Raw genomic sequence first — 21,533 nt, forward strand, 5'->3', positions numbered from 1 at the left:
CCAATTACAGAGTATAAACGTAATGAACAAGCACTCATCTGCTCTTCTCGGCTTTTTTGAAGTACTAATTGCTCTGCAGCCAATTTAGTGACACCATAATGTGATGCTGGTTCGGGAGCAAAACTTTCTGGGAATGTGGCTTCTAATCCATAAATTGACGATGTACCAATATTTACGAAAAGTTTAAAATCGTCACATAGTAGGGCATAATCAACTAAGTTTTTCGTTGCTATGATATTATTTTCAAAATAATCTTCGAATGTAGATGTTAGAGAAATTCCGGGTTGTGCTGCAAAATGGAATATGTAGTTTATATTTTTCGGAAGCGTTTCAGCTAAATCCAAATCACGTAAATCTTTCGTAATAATATCAATTCCTTTTTCTAATAAAGCTTTAGCATTAAGTCTTTTGAGTTCTAAACTATAATACTCATTAAAATTATCTAATCCTATAACGTCATGACCTAGAGTTTTAAGACGCTCAGCAGTATGTGATCCAATAAAACCAGCAGCTCCAGTAACAAGTATTCTCATATAAAAAGTTTGAACCTACAAATTAACAATTTTAAAATCAATCTAAATGAATTGCTGTTAGATAAAAAAGGATATTTTTGTCATGCCTTAGTTTAATTAACTTTATCAGAGATGAATTATACATTCACGATTATTGTACCTGTTTACAACGAAGAAGACAATTTAGAGCGTGTAGAAAAAGAACTTTTAGCCTATACAAAAACGGCCTCTACTCCTACTAAAATTCTTTTTGTTAATGATGGCTCTAAAGATAATAGTCAAGCGATTATTGAAACTATTTGCAATACACATGCTCATTTTGATTTTCTACTTTTTTCTAAAAACAGCGGTTTAAGTGCCGCTATAAAGGCAGGCTTTGATTATGTTGACACAGAGCTGGTTGGTTATATAGATTCTGATTTACAAACCGATCCAAAAGATTTTGATTTACTCCTTGAACATATTGGAGCGTTTGATTTAGTTACTGGTGTTAGGGCGAATAGAAAAGATAGCTTTGTAAAAAATATGTCATCAAAAATAGCGAATGGAATTCGCAGAACTTTCACACATGATGGCATGGATGACACCGGATGTCCACTAAAAGTGATTAAAACAGATTTTGCTAAACGAATTCCAATGTTTAAGGGTTTACATCGTTTTTTACCTGCTATGATTTTATTACAACATGGTAAAGTAATACAAATACCTGTACAGCATTTCCCAAGAATTGCAGGTACCGCAAAATTCGGATTATGGAATCGTTTATTGGGACCACTAATGGACTGCTTCGCTTATTTATGGATGAAGAAAAAATACATCAATTATGACGTCGCTAAAAAGAGTACATGAGCAGTTGGATCATATATAGCATTGGTTTTTTAGCTCAAATACTGTTCTCTTCTCGATTGATTATTCAATGGGTTACTTCAGAAAAACAGCAACGCGTTATTACTCCCACTCTTTTTTGGACACTAAGCCTAATTGCATCAGTACTTCTTTTTATTTATGGCTATTTACGTTATGATTTTTCGATAATGCTCGGTCAATCGCTTACCTATTATATTTATATACGCAATCTCCAATTGCAGAAGCAATGGTATAAATTCCCAAAAGCACTGCAATTGTTTTTGTTAATTTTTCCAGCTTTAATTGTAATTTACTATTTCAACAATAACAAAATTGATATAAATCTACTTTTTAATAACGAAGATATACCATTCTGGCTTTTAGGATTAGGGATTGTCGCTCAGATAATTTTCACACTTAGATTTGTGTATCAATGGTTATATTCAGAAGCTCAAAAATCATCCATATTACCATTTGGATTTTGGCTACTAAGCCTAATTGGCTCCATACTTATTCTAACCTATGCAGTCATTAGAACCGATTGGGTCCTTTTAATGGGTCATGGATTAGGCTCGATAATTTATGCAAGAAATATTTATTTAATTCATAGAACAGATGCTACAAAAACTACAAAATAAGCCTATTGTAGGTATCATTCTCCTAGTTCTGTGTATGCTCGGTTTTCATCTAGACACGCTTCAAATTAGTATCATGGAAGCTCGTAATTTTATTACAGCTAGAGAAATGATCACAGATAACAACTGGTTATTAACTACAATGAATGGAGAAGCACGTTACCAAAAACCACCGCTACCCAGTTGGATTTGCGCTTGTTTTGCCATTCTATTTGGAATAAAAAATATTATGGCTTACAGATTACCTGCAATCATTTTTATTGCTATTACTGGAGTTTACTCCTACTTAATGTCTAAGCATCTTACGAATTGTAAAATGCAAAGTATGCATACGGCACTTATTCTCATTACTTCATTTTATATCATTGGTATTGCGTTTGAAGCGCCATCAGATATTATCACCCATGGCTTTATGCTTATTGGTGTTTATCAGCTCTTCATATTATTTCAAAATAATACGAACTACCTAAAACATAGTTTGATTGCAGGATTTTTTATTGGTTGCTCCATTTTAAGCAAAGGTCCAGTATCCTTTTACGTGCTACTTCTTCCTTTTCTATTGGCTTATGGGTTTTCATTTAAGTATAAATTTAATAAACGATTAGTATTCTCCTTTTTATTCTGTCTTGTGATCGCTCTAATCATTGGAGGCTCCTGGTATTTATATGTAAGAATTTATGATGCACAAACGTTTACAGCAATTGCTGAAAGAGAGACTGGTAATTGGACACGTTATAATGTACGGCCATTTTACTATTATTGGAGCTTTTTTACGCAAAGCGGAATTTGGACTATCCCAGCATTTATAGGCTTATTATATCCGTATTTAAAAAGTAGAGTTTCCAATTTAAAAGCTTATAAATTCAGCTTTTATTGGACAATTTTTGCGGTTATTTTGTTATCTATAATTCCGGAAAAAAAGTCACGCTACTTAATGCCTGTTCTTATCCCTTTGGCAATTAACACAGGGTTCTATATTGATTATTTGATAAGACATTTTAAAAATTTAAAAGATAAGCGTGAAACCATACCTGTCTATTTTAATTTTACCCTAATCGCATTGATTGCTTTAGCATTTCCAGTTGTAGCCTATCTATTATTAAAAGCGCAACTCAATGGCTTTTGGTTGTGGTACATACTAGCATCTCTTATCAGTTTAGCCCTTGGTCTAGGCATCCTATTTCAGCTAAAAAAGAAAAATATCAATCATGTCTTTGAGTTCACTATTTTATTTTTCGTGAGTTTACTTGTCTTTGCATTACCATTGCAAGATGCATTCGCAAGTGATAATTTTAGACCTATTTCAGAATTAAAAAGCAAATTAGATTCACAACATATCAAGGTCTACGGTTTGAACTACGTCTCGCCAGAAATGATTTGGGAGTATGGTGATAAAATTTTACCGATAAAAAATGGCGATGCTTATCAATTTCCGAAGGAAAAAAAATTCGGGATGTTAGCCGATGCTATTAGTACTGAAGATCGTGATTTTATCGAGACTCTTTATCAGATTGAAGAGTTAGAAACCTTTGACCTTAATGAAATGGGATTAGACTCTAGATCTTATAACGATAGACTTAGAAATCACTTTTATATGTTGACGAAATATTAATTAGTTAGGTCGAAATCTCGATTGAAGGTAGCTGTCTAATTTATAGAAAAGAAACCCCGTAAACGCTCCAAACATCATACCACTAAGAACATCTAAAGGGTAGTGAGCTCCTACATAAATCCTACTATAAGCCATAACAAATGCCCAAACAAATAATATATATTTTAGATACTTAAAACTCTGTTTTAATAGTAATCCAACAAAAATTGCTAATGCCATTGAATTGCTAGCATGCCCTGAAAAATAACCAAAACGACCACCACAATGAGCTCTAACCAATCTCATGTTTTCGGCTATACCGTCTTCATGACACGGTCTAAAACGTTCTACTCCATATTTAAATAAATTGGTCACTTGATCAGTGAATGTAATCATGAGAGCGATCACAACCAATGTCAATACAAACATTTTTGAGTTGCGTTTCCTGTATATTAAATACCCTAAAATCGCATAAAAAGGAATCCAATTTAACTTATAGGTATAGGCTAACCAGAAAGAATCCCAGAATGGAGTACCCAAACCATTGAGATAAAGAAATAGTTCCTGATCATATTTAATAAGTTCCTCTATCATTAGTCATCGTATCTAGACACTTCCCTATCGTAAAAATCGGTTGCACCTTGAATAAGATTTTCAGCTTCTGCTTCAATCTCTTTTTGATCATGCTCATCAAACTCTTCAAACCATTCTACCTCATCATCTTCTAGATTGATTATAAATCGAGGGAATTCTGTATGAATCACGTATATAGCGTTTGGATAATCTGTATTATCTCCAAGTATAAATTTTGGTAGTTCCATTATTTAAGTGTCTTTAGTATTTGACAAAATTAACTTTTTCGTTAGATGGTTAAATCTAATAAACAGTAAAACTGCGGCGGTTGATAATCCAGCAAGTAATCCCATCCAAATGCCAAAGCTACCATAATTTTCTTCTTTTCCGAAGTAAAAGCTAATAGGAAACCCAATTACCCAATACGAAATAAAGGTTATAATGGTTGGAATCTTGACATCTTGTAATCCTCTAAGCGCTCCTAAAACAACAACTTGAATACTATCGCTTATCTGAAAAATCGCTGCTGCAATCATCAATTTTGCGGCGATACTTACCACTTCTCTGTTATCTACTAGATTGATTTTATCATCGTAATCTAAATATAGTTTTGGTAATGCCTCATGAAAAATAAAGAAGAAAGCAGCAAAAAACACGCCTAAAAAAGTGGCTAATAAAAATATTGAGAATGCTATTCTACGAAGCTCTAAATATTGACCTAATCCTTTTTGATTACCGACTCTAATCATGGATGCTACACTTAACCCCATGGCTACCATAAAAGTCATTGATGATAAATTTAAAGCTATTTGATTGGCTGCTAGCGCATTTTTACCCAATAAACCGCTCAACCAAATGGCTGATGTAAAAATGGCAACCTCAAAAAACATTTGCATAGCGTTAGGTGTTCCTTGATTAATTAGTTTTTTAAGCATCCATTTATCTAGAATAAAAAACTTAATATTAGTTACAAATGCTTTTGACTTTTCTTTATTTCTAAGCAACCACCATAGGTGAGCTACCATAGCAAAACGAGATATTAAGGTACCATATGCTGCTCCAACAATTCCTAATTCTGGAAAACCAAATTTTCCAAATATCAAAACATAATTTATAACCACGTTAATAACATTAGCTAAAATTGTAGCATACATAGGATATCTTGTCATAGACAAACCATCACTAAACTGTTTGAAAGCTTGAAAAATCACTAACGGAATTAATGAAAATGCAACCAAATTCAAATACGGTAATGCTAATTCAACAACCTCAACAGGTTGCTTCATTAGATATAATAAAGGTTTGGCAAAAAAAACAGAGAGAAAAAGAAGCACACCTAATATTGTACATAAGAATAAACCATGTTTAAAAGAAGATTTTCCTTCTAAAAAATTATTAGCGGAATCAGCTTCTGCAACCAAAGGTGTAATTGCTGTTGAAAAACCAATACCTACAGACATCGCTATAAACATAAAGCTGTTTCCTAAAGAGACGGCAGCCAATTCTGCTGTACCTATTTGGCCCACCATTACATTATCAACAAAGCTCACAAAAGTATGCCCCAACATCCCTAAGATAATTGGAGCAGCTAACTTAAAATTGTAACTAAATTCTTTTGTGTATTGTAATAGCATTAACATTAAATAAATTGGAGTGCAAAGTTAATTTTTTTTAATCTGGTTATCATCTTAGATTATAGGATTTTAAAACGCTAAAAATTCAATTGTTTGATTACTATAAAGTTATGAATAACAATTGTTAATAAATTGAGAGTCAATTCATAAGGATAGTTTAAATAAACCCTTATTTTTATGGTCATAAATACCCTATTGTAGTAGGTTAGGTATTTGGAGTGGAAACTTTTTTAGCTATTATTTTAGAGGGATTTAAAAATTTTATCGTTAGAAAACGTTTCAAACAAAAAGAGGCTTTGTCCTCTTTTTGTTTTTTATGCGCAACTTTAAAAACGTCTTCCCAACCATTCTCTAAACTTATATAATGTCGGCAAAGGGTCTTTTAAAAAGGTTTTAGTCTGAGTATTATTTAATAAATACTGTCTTTTTAAAATAAATAATGGGTTATTTTTAATAGACTTCACGACACCTTTCAATCTCATATAGTGGATAACCTCAGCGTCTTTATAACTCACCTCTTGATTTAAAGCTAATCTTATAACATAGTCAGCAAAATTTATTCCAGCAAACATAGATCCTTCTATGCTTCCCCAAAAACGAGCATTAATCTCAATAAGCTTAAAATTATTAGCCCTAGTATCGTATCTCATATCTAGATGTGCTATTCCAGACCAATTGAGTTTAGACATGGTAAGTTTAGCAACTTCAAGGACCTCTTCATTTTGGAAAAAGTCAAAAGCTAATTGCGGAGCAAAATCGTTATCCCCTTTTAAATTTCCTTTTTGAATGGTATGAGATAATATCTTACCATTTAGACACAACACACTACAATCTATGTCATACCCTTCAATATACTCCTGAACAAACAAATTGTCGTTTGACTTTTCTAAATATTTTTGAAATGTGTCTCTTGCATTTATTTTTTGAATCCCGTCACCACCTTTTAAGTGTAAAGGCTTTATTAAAATAGGGAACTTAATTTGAGATAATATACCTTGTGTATCAGTTCCCGAAGTAAAATAAAAAGAATTTGGATGCGGAATATTATGAATTTTCGCAAAATCACTTAATTTCCTTTTATCTACAGCAGTTTCAAAATCTTTTAGATTTGGTAATGGACTTATTAGGGCTAAACTTGAAATTTGCTCTTTATTCTTTATAAAAAAAAGAATCTCTTGTTCTGCAATGGGAAGCACAACAGTTATTGCATGCTTTTCTATCTCTGAATTTATAATATCAATCCATTCTATATCACTGGTTCTCTCATAAAACTTGTAATAAGATGTACAACTAGAAAATTTTGTTGCTGTGCGTTTTGTGCTCGATAAAACAAATATATTGTATCCCTCTGCCTGAGACAAGCATTGCATAACAGAAAGAGCCCAGGTACTGTCTCCATCTGGAATTAAAATGTTTTGATTTGCGCTCATTAATTATTTAGGGTACACATTAATAGCTATCAAAAAGACTCATTATACTATAATTTCTTGTGCTTGTTTTTGAGCTAGCTTAAATTCAGTAATTATATCTTCTATGATTTGAGCAGCAGGTTTAATCTCGTGAATTAATCCTGCAATTTGTCCGATTTCTAGTTCTCCATCTTCTAAATCTCCTTCAAACATGCCTCGTTTGGCTCTTGCTCGTCCCAAAAGTAACTTTAATTCATCTACAGTGGGTGCTTTTCTATAAAGTTCTTGAACATCATTAAAAAATTTATTTTTTATTAAGCGAACAGGAGCCAACTCTTTCAATGTTAATTGAGTATCTCCATCTTTAGCATCGACAACAACCTTTTTAAATCCCTCATGAGCAGAGGATTCTATGCTAGCGACAAAACGACTTCCTACTTGAACAGCATCAGCTCCCAAAATCATCACAGCTAACATCGCCTGACCTGTAGCGATACCTCCAGCAGCAATTAAAGGAACCTTAAGATGCTCCTTGACCATTGGAATTAAGGTTAATGTGGTCGTTTCTTCTCTACCATTATGACCTCCAGCTTCAAAACCTTCAGCGACCACAGCGTCTACTCCAGCGTCTTGAGCCTTTAAAGCAAATTTCACGCTACTCACTACATGAACCACAGTTATACCTTTTTCTTTTAACCAAGAAGTCCATGTTTTAGGGTTTCCTGCCGACGTAAACACAATCTTAACACCTTCTTCTATGATGATATTCATGATCTCCTCAATGTTAGGGTATAACATTGGTACATTTACCCCAAAAGGTTGGTTTGTTGCGTCTTTACATCTACGTATATGCTCACGCAACACGTCTGGATACATAGACCCAGCTCCAATAAGTCCTAGAGCTCCAGCATTACTTGCGGCAGAAGCTAACCTCCAACCACTATTCCATATCATACCTGCTTGTACTATTGGATATTTGACACCAAAGAGTTCTGTTATTTTATTCGTCATTTATGATTTTATAAGTTTGAATGTTTTTGAAGCATTACCAGATTGAAAATACATAATATACAAACCAGGAGCCATTGCAGAAATATCCAACTGTCTAGAAGACTCTGTAATATCTTGTTCTAAAACCGACTTCCCTAAAACATCAAAAATTCTTAGTGTAGTAATCTCGTTTGCTGACGGTCTTTGAATATTCAAAATATCTGTTGCAGGATTAGGATACACTTTAAACTCAAAAAGAGCTTCCTCCTGCAATGATAAACCTAGGTCTAATGCCAATTGAAGGTCAGGTATCCCATACCCAATAAAAAAATCTGGTGTTGTAAATTGAGATGCTGACAAGCGTACATAATCTTTAATTTCTTCATTTGTAGCTTGTGGAAAAGCTTGCCATAAAGACGCAATACCTCCGGCCATTATTGGAGAGCTAAAAGACGTACCATTATTAGTTACTATGCTATTAGTATCATCAACAACAAAAGCGGCCACGCCTCGCGCTGCGACATCTGGTTTTTGAGTGGCCTGAAATGCACTTCCTTGAGAACTAAATGTTGCATAATTCTCATCTGCATCTACTGCGGCAATAGTCAAAACACCTGTGGCATCTGCTGGAGCTCCAACTCCACTTGAACCAGAGTTCCCTGCAGATGTTACCACTAGAATCCCCTTTTCATTTGCAATGTTTGCACCTCTAGTTATAAATGTAGTACTCCCATTAAGATCTGCATCAGTATGACTGTAATTAGGATTTTGATATGTTTTATAGCCAAGAGACGTATTTATGATATGAACACCTAAACTATCACTACGCTCTGCAGCTTCTACCCAGTACGCTTCTTCAACGGGAGTTTCACTAGACACATCTTCGGTTAAAAACAAATAGTATGAGGCATCTGGAGCAGTACCTACAAATTGATCTTGAATAAAACCAGCCATATTACTCAATACTTTTGTACCATGATCATTGCCTGTAAAAGCATGTACATTATCATCACGTCTCACAAAATCATAACCACCTACTAAATCACCATTATCTCGCAAACGTTGAAATGCTCCCATAGTATCCACATTTGGAAACCCAGAGTCTAGAACTGCCACAATAATACCTTCTCCAGTATAATCTTGAAGATGCAAGGCATTTGCATTTATCATCTCAACTTGATTTTGAGTATCTCCATAGTTAAAGGATACTTCGGTATTTTCTATCAAAAATTTATCTTCGGAAACATCTATCCTTAATATATTTAGACTCGCATCAGCAAAATCTACAGCAGCAACAAAATCAAAACTATCAACTAATGCATTGATATCTTCCTCACTTCCTCTAACATAAACGGAATTAAACCACTTTGATTTCGCAAAAACAGTGACACCAGTTTCCGGAGCTTTAATCATCGTGATATACCCCTCATTGACCGGCACATCGCGCTCATCAATGACAATACCATGTGAGTTTTTTCGATCTATAGACTGTTGTGTAAGAATTGAAATAGGATTATCAATTGAGGCTTGAACATTTTCTTTTTGGTTAAAATAAACCCAAGCATCCTGTTGCGCATAGGCTGCCAACTGAGAGAATACAAAACTAATGAGTAGGATTTTCTTCATAGCAATTAGTGTTACAATTAAAAATGCGAACATTTTTAAGCGTGAGACATTAAAATTTCTTTATTGCAATTTATGAAATTACTCCCGAACCTACTAATTCATCATCCAGATACCATGCAACAAACTGACCTTCAGTTATTGCAGATTGCAGATTTTCAAACTCAACAAAAAGTCCGTTATCTACTTTATGAAGTATCGCCTTTTCTAGTACTTGACGATACCGTATTCTTGCCTTGACTTTCATGGTTTCTCCAACCTTAAGTGCCAAATCTTCGCGTATCCAATGTAATTCGTCACTAGTCACAAACAACGCTCTCTTAAAAAGACCAGGATGTTTTTTCCCTTGACCAGTATATATAACATTATCATCAACATCTGTATCTATTACAAAAAGAGGCTCAACCGTTCCACCCACTGCAAGACCTTTTCTCTGACCTTTAGTAAAATAATGTGCACCTTGATGCTTCCCTACTATTTTTCCGTCGGAAATAGTATAATCTATCTTTTTCGTTAAATAATGAAGTTCATCAATCTTACTGTCAAAATTTGGAGTTTCAGTAGTATAATACTCTTGTTCAGCAGGAATTTCAACAATCACACCCTCTTTAGGTTTCAATTTTTGCTGTAAAAATTCTGGCAATCTTACTTTACCAATAAAACAAAGTCCCTGAGAATCCTTTTTATCTGCCGTTACCAAATCCAACTTGGTAGCAATTTCTCTAACTTGAGGTTTTGTTAACTCACCAATTGGAAATAAGGCTTTAGCTAACTGCCTTTGTGATAACTGACATAAAAAATACGATTGATCTTTATTATCATCAACACCAGCTAATAATTTATAAATAGATTTACCATTTTTTTCTATAGTACCTTTTCTACAATAATGTCCAGTCGCTACATAATCTGCTCCTAAATCTAAGGCTATTTTCATAAAGACATCAAATTTAATCTCTCTATTACACAGCACATCTGGGTTTGGTGTTCTCCCTTTTTGATATTCATCAAACATATAATCAACAATACGTTCTTTATATTGCTCACTTAAATCTACTGTTTGAAATGGGATCCCTAATTTATCTGCAACCAACATAGCGTCGTTACTATCATCTAACCATGGACACTCATCAGATATAGTAACAGAGTCATCATGCCAGTTTTTCATAAACAAGCCAATAACCTCATAACCTTGCTGCTGTAATGCATAGGCAGCAACACTAGAATCTACTCCTCCTGAAAGTCCGACAATCACTCTTTTCATCTGATAATTATTGTTTTTATTATGGTCAGATGAAACATCAACATGCGATTTAGCTTGATGTTTCATACTGCAAAATTAAGAAATAAAAATAGCAACAGAAGGGCTGTTGCTATTATAATTATCTATGTGTAATATTACTTTTATCTATTGTTTATTTGGGTTTTTACTTCGTTTGGTATGATCTTTAGTTTTTACGAGTTTTCCGTTTTCATAATAATTCCAAATCCCATGCTTTACATCTTTTCTGTATATACCTTCGGCTTCTAAGTCCCCTGAGGTACTATAATATTTACAAACACCATTTAATTCATCATTTTCGTAAATAAACTCCTTTAATACAGCACCGTTTTTCGCATACCATAGGGATTGCCCATTGAGCTTTCCTTCTTTATAATTTGCTTTTTCAGCAATAGTTCCATCTGGATAAAAAACAAGCTTCTCTCCTTGTAATTTTCCGTTATCCTTATAAAACTCTGTAGACATTATAGATGCACTTTTATTGTGATAATATATCCATTTACCAATGTAAAGTTTGCCATTCATATCCCCTTTACTAATAAGTTTTCCCTTTGAAGACAAAAATATTACCTGAGCCTTATTATTGATGTCATTAAATCCCTTAATTGCACTCAAGACACTTTTACCTTCGTTAAGTGTATAAAACTTAAATGTATCGACTTCCTTACCATGTTCAAATTGACCTTCATATCTCAGTTCTTTAGTCTTATCAAAGTACTTTTTCCAAATACCATGCCTTTTATTAGCGTCATCAAACTGATTTATAGATTCTTGAGCATAAAAGCTTGAAGTTAAAATTGTTAAAATATATATAAAAATAGAGTGTTTCATTAAGTTTTGTTTAATCATTTAGTAATTTCGTTCCACAAATATTATTATTATATAATTAATGTTGAACAACAAAAACTCAAAAAAATGAAAATTATTTCAAAAACAATCAAATTTTTACCCTTATTTTTAATGGCACTTGTCATTACATCGTGTAGTTACGATGACGACAATGGAGGAACAACTACTACTCCACCACAATTGAACATTGTTGAAACTGCAATTGCAACATCTGAACTAACTAGTTTAGTCGCTGCTTTACAGGCTGCAGATGGAGACTTAGTAACCGTGTTAAGTGGTAGTGGTCCATTTACCGTACTTGCTCCAACAAACGCAGCATTTGCAACTTTTTTAAGTGATAATAATTTTGCTAATTTATCTGATGTACCAACAGATGTGTTATCACAAATTTTATTAAACCATGTGATTTCTGCAGATTTATCTTCTACAGATTTAACAGGTTTAGGTGCTGGATACACAAGAACTAATGCTACTGGTGCTGGTGGAAACACCATGAGTATCTATTTTAACACTAGTAATGGTGTGAGATTTAACAATGTATCAAGTGTGTCTACTGCAGATGTTAGCGCATCTAACGGTACTGTACACATTGTAGATGCAGTCATTGGCTTACCAAGTATTGTTGATCATGCTGTAAATAATTCTAACTTTTCAGAATTAGCTGGAGCATTGACTTCTGAAGACCTAGTAACAACTTTGCAAGGTGCTGGCCCCTTTACAGTTTTAGCACCGGTTAATGATGCATTTTCTGATTTTACAAATCCGGACTCAAATGCTTTATCAAACATTTTATTAAACCACGTACTCGTTGGAGCAATTACTTCAACAGATTTAGTTAGTTTAGGAAACATATACACTAATTCTTTAGCTACAGGTCCTAATGATAATGCGATTAGCTTATACTCTAACACTGATAATGGTGTTCGTTTTAACGGCGTATCTTCTGTAGCAATTGCAGATGTTATAGGAACTAACGGAATTATTCACGCGGTAGACGCGGTTATCGATATTCCTTCTGTTGTCACTTTTGCAACCGCTGACCCAAACTTTTCAACTTTAGTCACTGCATTAACGACTTTAACACCAGAGACTGATTTCGTTGCAACGCTATCAACATCAAACGGAACAAGTCCTGCTCCTTTCACAGTATTCGCTCCAACAAATGACGCTTTTGCTGCTTTAGATGCGATTCCTGCAGAGGATGTATTAACGCAAGTTTTACTACACCATGTTTTAGGAAATGCCAATGTTACGTCTACAAATTTAGTAGCTAGTAATGGCGCTGCACCAACAATGCTTAACGGACAAGCTATTACAATTAGTTTGCCAGGAACTGAAGATAACATCGCAGATGTTACCGATGGTGCAGGAAATACAGACATCGGTATTATAGCAGTAGATGTTCAAGCTGGAAACGGAGTCATCCATGTATTAAACAAAGTGATGTTGCCATCCGCAGATTAAATATATTTATAGGTTCGTATAAAATTTGATTAATAGCATAATGTAAATTGTAAAGAACTTATTACAGAAGCCCTAAGATATTCATCTTGGGGCTTTTTTTATGCCTTTAACATAAGTCGCGCCTATGCAACCGTATCGTGTATGCCTTCGAAAATAGGACCTCATTTAAATTTACATATCTAAACCCCATCCCTAACTAGTAAGCACATAAGCCAAGTAACTTGACAAGAATTCCCTTTTAGGAGTTATCTAGCCTTAAGATTTTACTTGAATTATCTACACTAATTAATAAATGTGTATGACGCAATACTATTGAGAAAGCCTTTAAACTAATTTAACTAAAGGTCCTATCATATTTCAAATTGATGTTCTTTTTATAGACGTTACAATATATAACTTAAGAGGACTAATCAAAGTGTTTTCAATTTACATCACATCATATAAAGTCGATCTGATTACCGTATGAATCGATACTAAATTTTCATGTGATGGAAATAATATGCTCAGATTTTACATTGGATAATTGTTAGCTTCTAAGGCTCTCCTTCAACTCTACAAGCGTTTTGGATACTTGACTTTTCGGAAGTAAAATAAATATTTACAAGTATACAGCACAAAACCAAAAGAGCCCCTAGAATAATCTAAAGGCTCTTTTATATTTATTACTACTATATCGTATTATTATTTCTTTTTGTTTTGCTGCGATTGCTTTTGTTGCTCAGCTTGCTCCATCATATTAGACATCTTTTTCTGAAACTTGTTTTGTTTCTTAGGCTTTGTCTTATTTACTTGAATCTGAGCATGAATCTTATTTTCATCTAGAATATAATTCTTAATCACTAACATAATACCAATACTAATAAGGTTAGAGATAAAGTAATATAAACTTAATCCTGATGCATATTGGTTAAAGAAAACCAACATTAATATAGGAGAGAAGTAAATCATATACTTCATCATTTTACCCATATCTGGCATACCTTCTTGTGTTGGCTGAGATGCCATTTGTTGACCTGTCGTCATTTTCATATAAAAGAAAATAGCTATTGCTGCTAAAATTGGAAATAAACTTACGTGATCTCCGTAAAACGGAATGTTGAATGGTAAATCTGCAATCACATCATAAGATGATAAATCGTCTGCCCAAAGGAAGCTTTTTTGACGTAATGCAAAAGCGGTTGGGAAAAACATAAACAACGCATAGAACACTGGTAATTGAATTAAACCGGGCAAACAACCAGCTAGTGGACTTGCGCCTGCTTTATTTTGAAGTGCCATTGTTTCTTGTTGCGCCTTCATTTTGTTGTCTTTATGCTTTTCTCTAATCGCATCCAACTCTGGTTTTAGCACCTTCATTTTTGCTTGCGATAAAAACTGCTTGTATTGCACAAATGACATGACTAATTTAATTAAAATAGTCATTACGATAATGGCTATACCATAAGGTAAAAAACCACTTAAAAAACCAAATAATGGTATAAATAAATACTTATTAATCCATCCAAAAATTCCCCAACCAAAAGGTATACTTTCTTCTAATTTATGGTCATACTCCTTTAAAACCTTACTATCTGTTGGCCCAAAATACAATTGAAAATTATTATTTGCATCTCCATTAGTGAATGCTAATGGCAACTTAGAGGCATACTGCTTAGTAAAAACCGTATCAATTTCTTCATTTTCGACTAAATCTAAAGAAGAAATTCTTACATTCTTGATTGGTGTTTCAGCAACCAATATCGTACTAAAAAAGTGTTGCCTGTATGATAACCAACGTGCATCATCAAGAACCTCTTCATCTTCTCCTGTTTGACCTAACTTATCAATCTTGTCTCCTTCAGACATATATGTTAATCGTGTATAACGATTCTCATAAGTGATGCTCTGGTCATGACGATAGGTCTTTAATCCCCAATCTAAATCTATGGCTTGAGAACTATTTACAACATTGTTTAAACCTTCTGATCTAATAGAAAAACCTATCATATACTCATCTGGTTTCAGCTCATAACGGTATTCTAAAAACTGAGTTTCTGATGCTTTAAATTTCATCGAAACAACGGTATTTTGTCCGTTTTTAGTTATTGTTGGCTCAAAATATTGATCTTGAGTATTTAATATTCTATTATCTGCTGTTGGAAACGTAATATTAAATGATTCATTTCCATTTTGAATCAATGCGATCGGAATAGAATCATAATCGACAAAATCTCGCAGTATTACTTCGGAAAGAAAACCACCCTTGTTACTAAATTTTAAATCAAACACATCCGTTTGTACTACCGTATGTGCATCTGTTGCAGAGGGAAGTGTCGATGAATAGGCAAAAGATCCTAACCTGTTTTTCAAGTCGGCTAATTTTAAAGAATCTCCAAGCTTTGGAGCCGTAAAATCTGCTCCAGTAACAACTTTAGTCTCTTTGACTTGTTTTATTTCAGCTTTTTTATCAGCTTCAATTTGTTCTTGCTTTTCTTGTTCTGCTAATTCTTCAGGAGTGGGTTGTCTTTCCCACATCATGAAGATTAATATTGCGAAGATAAGAACGAATCCTATAATCGATTTAGTGTCGAATTTTTTTTCTTCCATGTTGTAATTTAAAAATATCTCTGATTGGTTAAAGCCAGTGGTACTATTTTATCAAAAAGCTATCCAATATTATTTCTGTGCCATACTGACACTTTTATTCTCCGTTTTATAATCTAATGCTGCCTTAACGAAAGACACAAATAATGGATGCGGACTAGCAACTGTACTCTTATACTCTGGGTGGTACTGTACTCCTACAAACCAATTGTGTGTTGGGATTTCCACAATTTCTACAAGACCAGTTTCAGGGTTTAAACCCGTTGTTTTCATGCCAGCATCTTCAATTTGTTGCTTGTAATTGTTATTAAATTCATAACGATGCCTATGTCTTTCTTTTATATTAACAGTTTGATAAATCTCTTTGACTAAACTACCCTCTACTAATTGGCAATCCCAAGCACCAAGTCGCATCGTACCTCCTTTATGCGTAATAGATTTTTGTGATTCCATGAGATTAATCACGGGATCTGTTGTCTTCTCATCCATTTCTGTAGAATTAGCATTTGCTAATCCTAAAACGTTTCTAGAATATTCAATAACTGCCATTTGCATGCCTAAACAGATTCCAAAAAACGGAATATTGTGCTCACGCACATAGCGTACCGCTTCAATTTTACCTTCAATACCACGCTCTCCAAATCCAGGAGCAACTAAAACACCGTGCAAGTGCTGTAACTTTTTTGCAGCATTCTTCTCTGTTAAATATTCAGAATGTATAGATTCTACTTTTACTTTAACTTCATTCTCTGCTCCTGCATGAATAAAGGATTCTAAAATAGATTTATATGAATCTTGAAGTTCTACATATTTACCAATAAGACCAATAGTAACCTCTCCATTTGGGTTTTTATGACGCGATAAAAACTGATTCCATTGTGTTAAATCTGGCTCTGTACTTTTTAACTCTAACTTTTTTAAGACTACGGTATCTAGGCCTTGCTCTAACATTAAATTAGGGACATCATAAATTGTCGATGCATCTATAGATTGTATAACAGCTTCTGGACGAACGTTGCAAAACTTGGCCAATTTATCTCTTAATTCTGCTGGAAGTTCGTGCTCTGTACGACATACTAACACATCTGCCATGACGCCACTTTCCATCAGTGTCTTTACACTGTGTTGCGTTGGTTTGGTTTTTAATTCTCCAGCTGCAGATAAATATGGAATTAGTGTTAAATGAATAACCATCGCATTATGCTCTCCTAAATCCCATTTTAATTGTCTTACTGCTTCAATATAAGGTAGTGATTCAATATCACCCACTGTTCCTCCAATCTCTGTAATCACAATATCATAATCTCCAGAGTTCCCTAAAATTTGCACGCGATGTTTAATCTCGTCTGTAATATGAGGAATTACCTGAACCGTCTTACCTAAAAACTCACCACGACGCTCTTTATCAATAACACTTTGATAAATACGACCAGTGGTTACATTATTAGACTGACTCGTTGGCACATTTAAAAAACGCTCGTAATGTCCAAGGTCAAGATCTGTTTCTGCACCATCATCTGTCACATAGCACTCGCCGTGTTCATAAGGATTTAAAGTTCCTGGATCAATATTAATGTAAGGGTCTAATTTTTGAATTGTAGTTCTGTAACCTTGAGCTTGAAGTAGCTTTGCAAGGGAAGCTGCGATGATACCTTTCCCTAAAGAAGAGGTAACACCACCGGTTACAAAGATGTATTTTGTTGGTCTTGTCATGTTGCGTATATAAACGCAGGCAAATTTACAAAATTTAAATAGTTATTTTTGAATTGTTTTTGGGTTTATTGATAATATTAAAAACGTTACATTTCAAAGCTGCTTTTAGCGTCATTTTCTTGTGAAAGCAGATTAGCCTCTTTAGCCTTTGTATATGGCCCATTCAAACAGAGCAAAGAGTTACACCATTTTAGTGAGAAATATTGACTGATATTGTCAAATAAATTTCACTTCTATATCTGTATGTATAAAAATCTGTGATGGCATTAAAAAAGAGGATTCTATATTAAAAAAGGAAAAACCTGACTCCATTACTTTTATACTTCGACCGGAGTTATTATCTACAATGCAGATAGAAAAAACAACTTAAACCAATTGAAGAATAAAAATCAAACACAAAACTGTTTTAGCCTATCTTTTAAGTCCCTTGGCTTGAAAAGCTCATGTTTACGATTGATTATTGTTTAGGATATCGCTTTTGAATATTACGTATCAAGTCTTCCAACCCATTTAATTTTAACTCATAAACTTGAATCAACATATCACCTAGTTTTCCTTTTGGGAAGCCTTTATTGTGATACCAAACCACATAATATTCTGGTAAGTCTATGAGATAACGACCTTCATATTTACCAAAAGGCATTTTGGTGTGTGCGAGTTTAATGAGAAAATTTTTATCTGGTTGCAACATCTTATTTTGAGTGGAAGTCCTTGTATTTATAAAGTTCAATTTTTACAAATTGAGACCAGACAATCTGTTCCTTCTTGTTTATAGAATTATCAGTTTGTGTATCGTAGTCATTTTGCATTATGGCCAAGTTTTTATTGGCTTGCTCATGTAAATCCCTAAGTTCTTGTTTAATATTTTGCGAAACATTTACTCTAGAGATATTAAAACGTAATTGCCTCACATGAAGCTCTGTAATATCAAAATGAAGTTGCTCGTGAGCTAAAATATAATCATCACCTTTGTTCTTTAAATACCATGATTTTTCTGGATAGAAATGTGCTTCGACAATGGCATTGAAATCGATATATTTGTCATTAGATTGACTTACCGAAAATGAAAATGTAATCCCAGAAGCAGTGACTGCAACAGCATCTGTATTTTGCTCAACTTGACCTTTGAAATCTGACCAAGTGAGTTTTTTATTATCACTCCACGAGATAGTAACCTCTTCGATTGTAGCAGGTTTCAGAATTAATAAAAAAACAATTAACAGTCTCGGTAGCATTTAGTTTGCAGTATTCTAGTTAAATTTTAGAATCATGTATTAATAAATTGAATTATTTTGAGTGTTGTCGAGGCTACACTTAAAAGCAAAAATTTATGTATATCATTTTAAAGTTTAATTAGAATTCGTCCAATTAAACGTGATATCTTTTATGATATCTGGATGTAAACTATAATGAACAGGACAGGTATATCCAATACGTTCTAAAATTTTACGTGTCTTGACCTCTGCTTCAAAAGGCAACTCCAAAACCACTTCTATTTTAGAAATTCGTCTAGGATCATTGGCCATCGTTTTTGTGACATGAGCAATAGTTCCTTTCATATCAACTCCCATATCGTTGGCTTTGATTCCCATAACCGTCATCATGCAGCTTGCTAGTCCAGTAGCAATGGTGTCTGTAGGCGAAAACGCCTGACCTTTCCCATTATTATCTAAAGGTGCATCTGTTAAGAATGAATTATTGGATTTTAAATGAACACTTTCTGTTCTTAAATCGCCTAAGTAAGTTACTTTTGATGTCATTTATTCTGCTTCTACTATAGTTAAGTTGTCATATTTTACGACATAAACCGCTTCATTATAAAAGCCTCCAAACATCTTTTTAGAATATCTAAATTTATTCTCGACATACTCGGTTTCTATATCATTAGAAGACGCTTTATATAAATCATCTTCGCTAGCTAAACGCAACAAAAGATCTAAGGTTAAATCAAACCCTCTAACTGCGTACTTATTTGGACTCACGTTATATGCACGTCTATAAGCTCGTATAAATGCATTTTTCGAAGATCCAATATCTGCCGTTTTATTTACTGATGGATAATGAAACTTCAAATTAGACAAGTGGTAATTTGAAATCTCTCTACCCTCGAAAGCTCTATTCTTATCAGTAGTAAATAAAATTATTTCTTTCTCATCAGAGATCAATCCATTAATCATACTGATAACGTTGGAAGCAAATCCCTCATTATCGGTTTCTAAGAACACAATATTTTTTCCATTTTTAAAGATATTTTCTAAATCTGTTTGATATATAAAATAAGCCTCTTTGCCTTCTTTATTATTTCTAGAATAGATTTGCTCTGCATTAGCAAATTCAACTTTCAACTTATCACTAATACGTTTATGTTTTGAATCTGAAATGATTATTACATGCTTAGGCAGAGAATCTAATTTCACATACTTAATAATTGTATTCTCTAATAAGTCACCCGACGGTACACTTTGAAATACATTATCATACAGAGTCGTTGGCGTAGAAAAAGGAGAAATAACAGGAATATTATGTCGTTTTAAATCTGACGCTACACGATCTAAATTTTTTGGCACTAATGGACCAATAACGGCATCATAATCTGAAAAATCATTAGCATCTAAAATATTAGATACCTCAGATAATTGATTTTTTGTATCATAAACCTTAAAATATGTAGAAATACCTAATCGTTTTGCAGAGTCTATAGCCATTAATGCTCCTGCGTGAAAATCTAAGGATATAGATAAATATGCATCTTTTCTAATTCTTTTTTTAGCTTCTTGCACAGAATCTATATCAAATTTATGCGTACCATAAGGCAACATTAAAGCGATCCTTTTGACACTAAGGTTCTTAAGATTACGAGACAGGTTCGTAATTGCTAAATCTTTAAATATCGTTGCTGATTTTACATCTATCGGTACTTTTAAAACCATCCCTAATTTGAGTCCGCTCGCCTTTAGTTCGGGATTCAAAGTCTCCAATTGCTCTTGGGTTAGACCTAATTTTCTATTAAGCGACATAAAACCTTCACTTTTCAAAACTGTATAATAGCCATAATTTTCTTCAACAGCTTTCTCTTCATTATCTCCAATATTAGGAACATTTACTTCTTGACCAGGTTGTAAAACTTCACTCATGTTAGGATTTAGTGCTTCGAGTTGTGGTACTGTAATCCCAAATTTATAAGCCACTCTCCACTTTCCTTCTTTAGGTAATACGGTGTATTTTTTAACTGTATTATTTAAGGTGACTTGATTAACGATTGTTTTGAATCTAGGAATTTTAATGCGATCGCCTTTACGTAAGTTTTCAGAATATAATCTGGTGTTATATTTTTTGATATCCCCAATCTCAACATTGTATTGTTTAGAAATACTGTACAAGGTTTGCTTACGTCTAACTTTGTGATTTTTAAACCCAATTACCTCTTTTACAGACTCTTTAATAGGCTCATTCTTAACACGACTGGTTGGAATAATAAGTACCGTATTTAGTTTTAGGGATGTCTTAGCATCTGGATTAAGCGCATAAATATCAAAAGGCGTAACTAAGTAATTCTTAGCAATAGTGGCTATCGTTTCGCCTAGAGCAACCTTGTGTGTTTTGTAATCTTGACCTACAACAGACAAGCTACAAAACAAAGTTACAAGTATGAGAATGAGTTTTTTCATTGATAAAAATTTATGTCTTATTTCCTCTTCTTCTTCGGAAATTTTAATTGATTACAACTCGTCTATGTTTCAAACTATACTGAGCAAAAATGAGAGGTTTTAAATGAAAACTTTTTATAGTTTCAGTATATTTCTCAACCGAAGTTAAGGTAATTTACTCTAGC

19 protein-coding genes are annotated in these 21,533 nt (G+C 33.6%); 4 read left to right on the forward strand and 15 right to left on the reverse strand.

The window, feature by feature from the left end:
- The coding region (locus ACJAZK_RS11560; RefSeq protein ID WP_415224113.1) for an NAD-dependent epimerase/dehydratase family protein at window positions 1-533 on the reverse strand (533 nt) is incomplete at its 3' end.
- Window positions 534-644: 111 nt separating this feature from the next.
- Here ACJAZK_RS11560 and ACJAZK_RS11565 point away from each other — a divergent pair.
- From ACJAZK_RS11565 to ACJAZK_RS11575, 3 genes are read left to right on the forward strand one after another with little or no spacing between them, the layout of a single operon-like run.
- Window positions 645-1,361, forward strand: a complete 717-nt coding sequence (locus tag ACJAZK_RS11565; RefSeq protein ID WP_415224114.1) for a glycosyltransferase — start codon at window positions 645-647, stop codon at window positions 1,359-1,361.
- The gene (locus ACJAZK_RS11570; protein WP_415224115.1) at window positions 1,358-1,996 is read left to right on the forward strand and encodes a lipid-A-disaccharide synthase N-terminal domain-containing protein; all 639 of its coding nucleotides are present in this window, start codon (window positions 1,358-1,360) and stop codon (window positions 1,994-1,996) included. Before ACJAZK_RS11565 ends, ACJAZK_RS11570 begins: the two co-directional genes overlap by 4 nt.
- Window positions 1,974-3,605: an ArnT family glycosyltransferase gene (locus ACJAZK_RS11575; RefSeq protein WP_415224116.1), complete on the forward strand. Its 1,632-nt coding sequence runs from the start codon at window positions 1,974-1,976 to the stop codon at window positions 3,603-3,605. The genes ACJAZK_RS11570 and ACJAZK_RS11575 overlap by 23 nt, the downstream gene beginning before the upstream one ends.
- Here ACJAZK_RS11575 and ACJAZK_RS11580 read toward each other — a convergent pair whose 3' ends face one another.
- The 8 genes from ACJAZK_RS11580 to ACJAZK_RS11615 form a co-directional block, all read right to left on the reverse strand.
- Window positions 3,606-4,178, reverse strand: a complete 573-nt coding sequence (locus ACJAZK_RS11580; protein WP_415224117.1) for a phosphatase PAP2 family protein — start codon at window positions 4,176-4,178, stop codon at window positions 3,606-3,608.
- On the reverse strand, window positions 4,178-4,405 hold the full coding sequence (locus ACJAZK_RS11585; protein WP_415224118.1) for a hypothetical protein: 228 nt from the start codon (window positions 4,403-4,405) through the stop codon (window positions 4,178-4,180). Before ACJAZK_RS11585 ends, ACJAZK_RS11580 begins: the two co-directional genes overlap by 1 nt.
- Before the next feature lie 3 nt (window positions 4,406-4,408).
- Window positions 4,409-5,797 carry an MATE family efflux transporter gene (locus ACJAZK_RS11590; RefSeq protein ID WP_415224119.1) on the reverse strand — a complete coding sequence of 463 codons (1,389 nt, stop codon included), beginning with the start codon at window positions 5,795-5,797 and terminating at the stop codon, window positions 4,409-4,411.
- A gap of 320 nt (window positions 5,798-6,117) precedes the next feature.
- Window positions 6,118-7,221 carry an ATP-grasp domain-containing protein gene (locus ACJAZK_RS11595; protein ID WP_415224120.1) on the reverse strand — a complete coding sequence of 368 codons (1,104 nt, stop codon included), beginning with the start codon at window positions 7,219-7,221 and terminating at the stop codon, window positions 6,118-6,120.
- Window positions 7,222-7,263: 42 nt separating this feature from the next.
- Window positions 7,264-8,211 (reverse strand): NAD(P)H-dependent flavin oxidoreductase, encoded by a 948-nt coding sequence (locus ACJAZK_RS11600; protein ID WP_415224121.1) that lies wholly within the window; start codon window positions 8,209-8,211, stop codon window positions 7,264-7,266.
- Entirely contained in the window at window positions 8,212-9,816 is a 1,605-nt protein-coding gene (locus ACJAZK_RS11605; RefSeq protein WP_415224122.1) for a S8 family serine peptidase, read from the reverse strand.
- A gap of 70 nt (window positions 9,817-9,886) precedes the next feature.
- A complete protein-coding gene (mnmA, locus tag ACJAZK_RS11610; protein ID WP_415224134.1) occupies window positions 9,887-11,074 on the reverse strand; it encodes a tRNA 2-thiouridine(34) synthase MnmA in 1,188 nt (395 codons plus the stop codon).
- Window positions 11,075-11,218: 144 nt separating this feature from the next.
- Window positions 11,219-11,923 (reverse strand): toxin-antitoxin system YwqK family antitoxin, encoded by a 705-nt coding sequence (locus tag ACJAZK_RS11615; protein WP_415224123.1) that lies wholly within the window; start codon window positions 11,921-11,923, stop codon window positions 11,219-11,221.
- Window positions 11,924-12,007: 84 nt separating this feature from the next.
- Between ACJAZK_RS11615 and ACJAZK_RS11620 the strand changes: the two genes are divergently transcribed.
- Window positions 12,008-13,405 (forward strand): fasciclin domain-containing protein, encoded by a 1,398-nt coding sequence (locus ACJAZK_RS11620; RefSeq protein ID WP_415224124.1) that lies wholly within the window; start codon window positions 12,008-12,010, stop codon window positions 13,403-13,405.
- Window positions 13,406-14,086: 681 nt separating this feature from the next.
- On the opposite strand, the gene yidC is transcribed toward ACJAZK_RS11620, so the two are convergent.
- The 6 genes from yidC to ACJAZK_RS11650 form a co-directional block, all read right to left on the reverse strand.
- Complete coding sequence (gene yidC / locus ACJAZK_RS11625; protein ID WP_415224125.1) at window positions 14,087-15,991, reverse strand: membrane protein insertase YidC; 1,905 nt, start codon at window positions 15,989-15,991, stop codon at window positions 14,087-14,089.
- 69 nt (window positions 15,992-16,060) lie between these two features.
- Window positions 16,061-17,701, reverse strand: a complete 1,641-nt coding sequence (locus ACJAZK_RS11630; RefSeq protein ID WP_415224126.1) for a CTP synthase — start codon at window positions 17,699-17,701, stop codon at window positions 16,061-16,063.
- 457 nt (window positions 17,702-18,158) lie between these two features.
- Entirely contained in the window at window positions 18,159-18,392 is a 234-nt protein-coding gene (locus tag ACJAZK_RS11635; protein ID WP_415224127.1) for a DUF3820 family protein, read from the reverse strand.
- 1 nt (window position 18,393) lies between these two features.
- Window positions 18,394-18,936 carry a DUF922 domain-containing protein gene (locus ACJAZK_RS11640; protein WP_415224128.1) on the reverse strand — a complete coding sequence of 181 codons (543 nt, stop codon included), beginning with the start codon at window positions 18,934-18,936 and terminating at the stop codon, window positions 18,394-18,396.
- A gap of 114 nt (window positions 18,937-19,050) precedes the next feature.
- Window positions 19,051-19,461, reverse strand: coding sequence for an OsmC family protein (locus ACJAZK_RS11645; RefSeq protein ID WP_415224129.1), 411 nt, complete (start codon window positions 19,459-19,461; stop codon window positions 19,051-19,053).
- Window positions 19,462-21,369 (reverse strand): PBP1 and LysM peptidoglycan-binding domain-containing protein, encoded by a 1,908-nt coding sequence (locus ACJAZK_RS11650; protein WP_415224130.1) that lies wholly within the window; start codon window positions 21,367-21,369, stop codon window positions 19,462-19,464.
- Window positions 21,370-21,533 lie beyond the last annotated feature (164 nt).

The sequence above is a fragment of the Psychroserpens sp. genome, from assembly GCF_047633235.1.
Classification (GTDB): domain Bacteria; phylum Bacteroidota; class Bacteroidia; order Flavobacteriales; family Flavobacteriaceae; genus Psychroserpens.

What these genes read in the sequence shown, in the direction of transcription:
- ACJAZK_RS11565 (WP_415224114.1), top strand. Translation starts at nt 645, where the DNA reads ATGAATTATACATTCACGATTATTGTACCTGTTTACAACGAAGAAGAC.
- ACJAZK_RS11570 (WP_415224115.1), top strand. Translation starts at nt 1,358, where the DNA reads ATGAGCAGTTGGATCATATATAGCATTGGTTTTTTAGCTCAAATACTG.
- ACJAZK_RS11575 (WP_415224116.1), top strand. Translation starts at nt 1,974, where the DNA reads ATGCTACAAAAACTACAAAATAAGCCTATTGTAGGTATCATTCTCCTA.
- ACJAZK_RS11580 (WP_415224117.1), bottom strand. Translation starts at nt 4,178, where the DNA reads ATGATAGAGGAACTTATTAAATATGATCAGGAACTATTTCTTTATCTC.
- ACJAZK_RS11585 (WP_415224118.1), bottom strand. Translation starts at nt 4,405, where the DNA reads ATGGAACTACCAAAATTTATACTTGGAGATAATACAGATTATCCAAAC.
- ACJAZK_RS11590 (WP_415224119.1), bottom strand. Translation starts at nt 5,797, where the DNA reads ATGTTAATGCTATTACAATACACAAAAGAATTTAGTTACAATTTTAAG.
- ACJAZK_RS11595 (WP_415224120.1), bottom strand. Translation starts at nt 7,221, where the DNA reads ATGAGCGCAAATCAAAACATTTTAATTCCAGATGGAGACAGTACCTGG.
- ACJAZK_RS11600 (WP_415224121.1), bottom strand. Translation starts at nt 8,211, where the DNA reads ATGACGAATAAAATAACAGAACTCTTTGGTGTCAAATATCCAATAGTA.
- ACJAZK_RS11605 (WP_415224122.1), bottom strand. Translation starts at nt 9,816, where the DNA reads ATGAAGAAAATCCTACTCATTAGTTTTGTATTCTCTCAGTTGGCAGCC.
- mnmA (WP_415224134.1), bottom strand. Translation starts at nt 11,074, where the DNA reads ATGAAAAGAGTGATTGTCGGACTTTCAGGAGGAGTAGATTCTAGTGTT.
- ACJAZK_RS11615 (WP_415224123.1), bottom strand. Translation starts at nt 11,923, where the DNA reads ATGAAACACTCTATTTTTATATATATTTTAACAATTTTAACTTCAAGC.
- ACJAZK_RS11620 (WP_415224124.1), top strand. Translation starts at nt 12,008, where the DNA reads ATGAAAATTATTTCAAAAACAATCAAATTTTTACCCTTATTTTTAATG.
- yidC (WP_415224125.1), bottom strand. Translation starts at nt 15,991, where the DNA reads ATGGAAGAAAAAAAATTCGACACTAAATCGATTATAGGATTCGTTCTT.
- ACJAZK_RS11630 (WP_415224126.1), bottom strand. Translation starts at nt 17,701, where the DNA reads ATGACAAGACCAACAAAATACATCTTTGTAACCGGTGGTGTTACCTCT.
- ACJAZK_RS11635 (WP_415224127.1), bottom strand. Translation starts at nt 18,392, where the DNA reads ATGTTGCAACCAGATAAAAATTTTCTCATTAAACTCGCACACACCAAA.
- ACJAZK_RS11640 (WP_415224128.1), bottom strand. Translation starts at nt 18,936, where the DNA reads ATGCTACCGAGACTGTTAATTGTTTTTTTATTAATTCTGAAACCTGCT.
- ACJAZK_RS11645 (WP_415224129.1), bottom strand. Translation starts at nt 19,461, where the DNA reads ATGACATCAAAAGTAACTTACTTAGGCGATTTAAGAACAGAAAGTGTT.
- ACJAZK_RS11650 (WP_415224130.1), bottom strand. Translation starts at nt 21,369, where the DNA reads ATGAAAAAACTCATTCTCATACTTGTAACTTTGTTTTGTAGCTTGTCT.